This window comes from Brevundimonas sp. CURTG3B2_SDJG (assembly GCF_057364705.1).
Window position 1 is genome coordinate 1 of record NZ_JBNFOJ010000187.1, and the last position, 6,072, is coordinate 6,072.

The window sequence follows — 6,072 nt, forward strand, 5'->3', positions numbered from 1 at the left end:
CCCGCCCAGCTGTCCTCAACGTCAATGTCGACGTCACGAGACGTCTCAATGTCCGACGTGTGCCAGCCCGCATCAAGCGCGCCGTACCAACCGTTCGGCTCAGCCGACGCGGCGCCGGCTGTCAGGGCGAGAGCCCCGGCGGCGCTGGACGCCAAAATAAGTGTCTTAATCCGCATGGGTGGAGCCTCCGCAGCCCAGGAAATTGTCTACGGCGATCAACGCCGCCGCCCTTCATAACAGCGGTGGCGGCCCAGGTCGAGGCGAAGACGCCCGATGGTTGCAGAAGGTCGATCGGCCGTCCCGGACCGGCGCTTGGAAGGTCGCGGTCCGCCCTCTTTCATGATGACAGCGAACGCCCTTGCCTTTACGGAGCCGCTCACGATGGACGAGACCGAACGCCAATCCGAAGAGCGCGGCTGGGACACGGCGAGGACCCTCGCCGAAGCGCTTCCCTACATCCAGGTCTACGACCGCGAGACCGTGGTCATAAAGTACGGCGGTCACGCCATGGGCGAGAGCGCCGTGGCCCGGCAGTTCGCCGCCGACGTGGTGCTGCTGAAGCTCATGGGGGTCAATCCGGTGGTCGTGCACGGCGGCGGCCCGCAGATCAGCGCGATGCTGGACAAGGCGGGCGTGAAGTCGGCCTTCGTCGACGGCCTGCGCGTCACCGACGCCGACACCATGCAGGTGGCCGAGATGGTCCTCAGCGGCGCGGTCAACAAGGAGATCGCGCACTGGATCACCATGGCCGGCAAGGAGGCCGATGTGCGCGGCATCGGCCTGTCGGGCAAGGACGCCGGCCTGCTGACCGTCGAGAAGACCCGTCGCACCAAGCGCGACCCGGACAGCATGATCGAGCACGAGGTCGACCTGGGCTACGTCGGCGAGCCGACCAAGGTCGACCCCAAGCTGATCACTCGGCTGATCGAATCGGACGCTGACTGGGTGCCGGTGATCGCCCCCATCGGGGTCGCCGAGGACGGCCAGACCTTCAACGTCAACGCCGACACCGTGGCCGGCGCGATGGCCGGTTCGCTGAACGCCAAGCGCATGCTGCTGCTCACCGATGTCCCGGGGGTGAAGGGCGCGGACGGCGAGATCATTCGCCAGATGACGCTCGAACAAGCCCAGGCGCTGATCGACGACGGCGTCGCCACCGGCGGCATGATCCCCAAGCTGGAGACCGCCATGGCCGCTGTGCGGGCTGGCGTCGAGGCCGTGGTCATCCTGGACGGCCGCCGCCCCCACGCCATGCTGGTGGAGCTGTTCACCGAGCATGGCGCCGGCACCCTGGTGAAGGCGTCTTGATCGACCTCTCCCATGTCCGGACCTGGGTGTTCGACATGGACGACACCCTGTATCCGCGCGAACAGGGGCTGATGCATCTGGTCCAGGCGCGGATCAACGCCTACGTCGTCGAGGCCGTCGGTCTGAACCCAGACGAGGCCCGCTTTCTGCAGCGGCAGTTCCTGGACGAGCACGGCACCACCCTGGCCGGGCTGATGGCCAACTACACCATCGACGCCGAGCATTTCCTGCAGGACGTCCACGACGTGCCGATGGACGCCCTGGAGCCCAATCCCGCCCTGGCCGAGGCCCTGCGCGCCCTGCCGGGCCGGCGCTTCGTCTTCACCAACGGCGCGCGCGAATACGCCGGCCGCGTGCTGGACCGGCTGGGAGTGACCGACTGCTTCGAGGGCGTCTTCGCCATCGAGGACGCCGATCTGACGCCCAAGCCCGCGCCATCGACCTTTCGCCGCGTGATCGACCGGTTCGGCTTCGAACCCCGCTCGGCCGCCTTTTTCGAGGACACGCCCCGCAACCTGGAGCCGGCCAAGGCGCTGGGCATGGCCACCATCCTGATCGGCGACGGGCACGGCAAGCCGTTGGGCGACCACATCGACCATATCGCCCCTGATCTCCTGGACTTCCTGACCGACCTTACCTTCAAGGACGCCGCCGCATGACCGCCAAAGACCTAGAGGATCGGACCCGCCTGGAAGCCGTCATCGAGGCCGCCTGGGAAAGCCGCGCCGAAGTCTCGCCCTCGACCCACGGCGAGACCCGCCACGCAGTCGAGCAGGCCCTGGCGCTGCTGGATTCCGGCGAGGCCCGCGTCGCCTCGCGCGGCGACGACGGAGCGTGGACCACCCACCAGTGGCTGAAGAAGGCCGTGCTGCTCTCCTTCCGCCTGAATCCCAACGTCCGCATGGGCGCCCCGGTCGGCGCCTCGATGGGCGTCAGCGATCCCACCCCCGGGCCTTACTGGGACAAGGTGCCGTCAAGTGGGCCCACTGGACCGAGGCTCATTTCGAGAAGGCCGGCTTCCGCGCCGTGCCCGGCGCCGTGGCCCGTCAGGGCGCCTTCATCGCCAGGAACGTCGTCCTGATGCCCTCCTTCGTGAACATCGGCGCCTACGTCGACGAAGGCTCCATGGTCGATGCCTGGGCGACCGTCGGCTCGTGCGCCCAGATCGGCAAGAACGTCCACCTGTCCGGAGGCGCGGGCATCGGCGGCGTGCTGGAGCCGCTGCAGGCCAACCCCACCATCATCGAGGACGGCTGTTTCATCGGCGCCCGCGCCGAGGTGGCCGAGGGCGTGATCGTTCGCGAAGGCGCGGTCCTGGCCATGGGCGTCTATCTGTCGGCCTCGACCAAGATCGTGGACCGGGCCACGGGCGAGGTCTTCCGCGGCGAAGTGCCGGCCTATTCGGTCGTCGTGCCGGGGACCCTGCCCGATCCGAACGGCGGCCCGTCGCTGTATTGCGCCGTCATCGTCAAGCGCGTCGACGCCCAGACCCGGGCCAAGACCGGCGTCAACGAACTGCTGCGCGACTGACCGGGGGCGGCTCCGCTCAGCGGCCGTAGACGGCGTACGTCGGCGGCCCCGACTTGCGATAGGTCTGGACCGCCAGGCCGGTGGGCATGGCCTGGACGCCGACCAGTTCCATGCCGATGGCCGGGCCGCCATCCGGAAACAGCCTGCGCCCCTGGCCAACGACCACCGGGGCGACCGCCAGCCGGTACTCGTCGATCAACCCTTCCGCGGCGAGAGCATGGGCCAGCCGCGCGCTGCCATGGATCTGCAGTTCCCGGCCGGCTTGTCCTTCAGATGCAAGACCCGGGCCGCGACGTCGCCGGAAAGAATGGTCGTCGGGCCCCACGACGCGTCCTTCAGGGTGTTCGAGGCGACATATTTCGGAAGGCCGTTCAAACGGCTACCGACAGGATCGTCGGCGCTGTTCATCCCCGGCCAGTCGCGAGCGAACGCCTCATAGGTGCGCCGGCCGAACAGGAAGCCGTCGGCCTGCCGGATCCAGTCCTCGACCACGGCCAGAAAAGCCTCGTCGACGAAGGGCGAGAACCAGCCGCCCCGTTCGAAGCCGTCGGTCCGATCCTCGTCGGGACTCCCGGGCCCCTGGCTGACCCCGTCCAGCGATACGAACTCCATCAGCACCAGCTTCATCGCGCGTCTCCTTCGCATCGCCGCGCCCCGTCGGCGCCACCACGGAAAACACTAAGCCATTTGGATTAGTTTTCCAGCGAAAAGTTAGCCGACCGGCTTATCTACAATGTCCTTCAGCGCATCGCGCGGGCGCGGGCCTCCACCAGTTCGGCGAGTTGGTTCGCCACCGTGGTCCAGCCGTCGTGGAAGCCCAGGGTCGCGTGCCGGTCACGCCCGTCCCGGTCGGCGTGCATGGCCCGCGCCACGTATTCGGTGCCGTCCGGATGATCCCTTAGAGTGATGACGGCCGTCATGAAGCTTCGACCCGTGGGCCGCCATCCTCCAGCGAGGGCGTCGGTGAAGACGAGCCGCTCGCGTTCGACCACCTCAAGGAAGCAGGCGGACAGATGGGGAACGAAGGGCCCGCCGTTCTCGCTCATCGCGGTGACGAAGGCGCCGCCGGGGCGGACGTCCAGATCGAGCACCCGACAGAGCAAGGGCGCCGGGATCCACCATCGTTCAAGACTGGCGGGATCGGTCCAGGCGTCCCACACCAAGGATCGCGGTCCTCTGATGACGCGGGACGTCGTCAGATCCAGATCGGAATTCGGCTCTGTCATTCGCCCGTCTCGCCATCCCTGGCCTGCGCGGCCGCCACGAATTGCTCCAGCCGGTCCGCGCGACCCTCCCAGATCGCCCTCTGGTCCATCAGCCAGCGCGCGACCGGCGTGAAGGCCGCCTCGCGGATCGTGCAGGTCCGCACCCGACCCTGCTTGCGGGTGGCGATCAGCCCCTGCCCCTCGAGCACCTGGATATGCTTCATGAACGACGGCAGAGCCATGTCGAACGGGGCCGCCAGCTCGCCGATGCTGGCCGGCCCGCCACCCAGCCGGGCCAGAACGGCGCGGCGCGTCGGATCGGCCAAGGCCTGAAACACGCCCGTCAGTTCGTCGCGATGCGGCTCCATTGGACCCGGATATCATCCGCCAAAACTTAGCTCAACGGATAGGCGGTCAGGTTTGGAGGGCTCGACGCGGGACGATTTCCCGGCCACCCTCGGCCCTTCTGATCCCCCAAGTTGCGTGCGGACGACAATGCGATCGACAAGCCTCCTCAAAGTCGTGGTCCTGGCTCTGGCCATGGTCGCGTGTTCGCAGCAGCCGGCGTCCAAGGACGCACCCTCCGGCCCTGCACCGGCGACCGTCGCCGTGAAGGACGACGCCCCGCCGGCGGCGGCGGCCGAAGCCCCGGAGAAGGCATCGGCGGCTGCGGCCCCGCAGGTCACGCGCACCCGCGACCAAACGCTGTGCAGCGAGTTCGACGAGATTCTCTATTCCTGCCAGATCAACGGCCGCATCCTGTCGGTCTGCGCCTCGTCGATCGATCCGGCCGACATCAGCTACACCTACGGACGCTCGCTGCGGAACGTGGAGCTGAGCATGCGCGCCGAGGGCGACAACGGCCGCGTCCACCAAGGCGGCGTCGTCGGCCAGGGCGGCGGGCAACTGACCCATGTCCGCTTCACCAACGGCGACACCCAGTACATCGTCTATTCGGGCTACACCGGGCGCCTGGCCGACGCCGACCGCCGGTGGTCCGGCGTCGCCATCAAGCGCAACGGGCGCGACGTGGCCAATATGGCGTGCCCCTACACCGGGCCCTATACCCAGATTTCGGCCTCCGACATCCCCGACTTCGTGCCCCAGGAGACCGACGAGGATTACAACGCCTGGTACTGACGCCGGGCCTAGCGGGCCGCAAGCCGGACCAGCTTGCCGTCCTCTTCGTCGGTGACGACCCAGATCGCCCCGTCCGGCCCCACGGCCACGTCGCGGATCCGTTCGCCCAGGTCAGTCAGCAGCCGCTCCTCGCCGACCACGCGGCCGTTCTGGATCACCAGGCGGGCGAGGTGCTTCTCCTTCAGCGCCGCGACCAGGGCGTTCCCGCGCCAGCCGGGGAACATCGCCCCGTCGTAGAACGTCATTCCGCCGGGCGCGATGACCGGGTCCCAGTAGTAGACCGGCTGCTCCAGCCCCTCGCGGGCGGTGATCCCCTCGTTGATCGGTCCGCCGCGGTACTCGATGCCGTAGGCGATGACCGGCCAGCCGTAGTTCTTGCCGGATCGGGCCGGTTCAGCTCGTCCCCGCCGCGCGTGCCGTGCTCGATGGTCCAGATGTGGCCGTCCGGGCCCCAGGCGACGCCCTGGACGTTGCGGTGACCCAGCGACCAGATCTCCGGCAGGGCCTCTTCCCGTCCGACGAACGGATTGTCGGCCGGAACCGAGCCGTCCAGGTTGACCCGGATCACCTTGCCCATGTGCGAGGTCAGTTGCTGCGCCTGGGGCCTGACCTCGGCGACCGAACGCTCGCCCAGGGTGATGTAGATGTGGCCCTGGCCGTCGAAGGCCAGCGACGAACCGTAGTGCATCGTCCCGTCGTAGGTCGGCATCGCGCGGAAGATCACCTGCACGTCCTCGACCCGGTCGCCGCCCGGCGACAGGCGCCCGCGAGCGACGGCGGTGCCGTTGCCGCCATCCCGGGGCTCGGCGTAGCTCCAGTAGATCATCCGGTCCTGGGCGAAGGTCGGCCCCGACGGCCACGTCCCAGCAGGCCGCCCCTTGCCCCCGCG

General features: G+C 68.5%; 7 protein-coding genes and 2 pseudogenes. 4 read left to right on the plus strand and 5 right to left on the minus strand.

Annotation, left to right across the window (positions count from 1 at the left end; genetic code table 11):
* Positions 1-381: 381 nt before the first annotated feature.
* The 3 genes and pseudogenes from argB (at position 382) to dapD (ending at position 2,838) form a co-directional block, all read left to right on the plus strand.
* Positions 382-1,308, plus strand: coding sequence for an acetylglutamate kinase (gene argB, locus AC2W7C_RS12540; RefSeq protein WP_486001743.1), 927 nt, complete (start codon positions 382-384; stop codon positions 1,306-1,308).
* Positions 1,305-1,967 (plus strand): pyrimidine 5'-nucleotidase, encoded by a 663-nt coding sequence (locus AC2W7C_RS12545; RefSeq protein ID WP_486001744.1) that lies wholly within the window; start codon positions 1,305-1,307, stop codon positions 1,965-1,967. The genes argB and AC2W7C_RS12545 overlap by 4 nt, the downstream gene beginning before the upstream one ends.
* Positions 1,964-2,838 (plus strand): annotated as a pseudogene (gene dapD / locus AC2W7C_RS12550) (2,3,4,5-tetrahydropyridine-2,6-dicarboxylate N-succinyltransferase). The gene AC2W7C_RS12545 and the pseudogene dapD overlap by 4 nt, the downstream one beginning before the upstream one ends.
* A gap of 16 nt (positions 2,839-2,854) precedes the next feature.
* Here the strand turns inward: dapD and AC2W7C_RS12555 are convergent.
* The 4 genes from AC2W7C_RS12555 to AC2W7C_RS12570 all read right to left on the minus strand — a co-directional run bounded on the left by AC2W7C_RS12555 (position 2,855) and on the right by AC2W7C_RS12570 (position 4,411).
* On the minus strand, positions 2,855-3,088 hold the full coding sequence (locus AC2W7C_RS12555) for a dihydrofolate reductase family protein (protein WP_486001749.1): 234 nt from the start codon (positions 3,086-3,088) through the stop codon (positions 2,855-2,857).
* Positions 3,034-3,465, minus strand: a complete 432-nt coding sequence (locus AC2W7C_RS12560) for a dihydrofolate reductase family protein (protein WP_486001745.1) — start codon at positions 3,463-3,465, stop codon at positions 3,034-3,036. Before AC2W7C_RS12560 ends, AC2W7C_RS12555 begins: the two co-directional genes overlap by 55 nt.
* A 113-nt stretch (positions 3,466-3,578) precedes the next feature.
* Positions 3,579-4,064 (minus strand): SRPBCC family protein, encoded by a 486-nt coding sequence (locus AC2W7C_RS12565; RefSeq protein WP_486001746.1) that lies wholly within the window; start codon positions 4,062-4,064, stop codon positions 3,579-3,581.
* Positions 4,061-4,411, minus strand: coding sequence for an ArsR/SmtB family transcription factor (locus AC2W7C_RS12570; RefSeq protein WP_486001747.1), 351 nt, complete (start codon positions 4,409-4,411; stop codon positions 4,061-4,063). The genes AC2W7C_RS12565 and AC2W7C_RS12570 overlap by 4 nt, the downstream gene beginning before the upstream one ends.
* A 154-nt stretch (positions 4,412-4,565) precedes the next feature.
* On the opposite strand from AC2W7C_RS12570, the gene AC2W7C_RS12575 reads away from it, so the two are divergent.
* A complete protein-coding gene (locus AC2W7C_RS12575) occupies positions 4,566-5,183 on the plus strand; it encodes a hypothetical protein (RefSeq protein ID WP_486001748.1) in 618 nt (205 codons plus the stop codon).
* Between the two features lie 8 nt (positions 5,184-5,191).
* On the opposite strand, the pseudogene AC2W7C_RS12580 reads toward AC2W7C_RS12575, so the two are convergent.
* Positions 5,192-6,009 (minus strand): annotated as a pseudogene (locus AC2W7C_RS12580) (PQQ-dependent sugar dehydrogenase).
* Positions 6,010-6,072 lie beyond the last annotated feature (63 nt).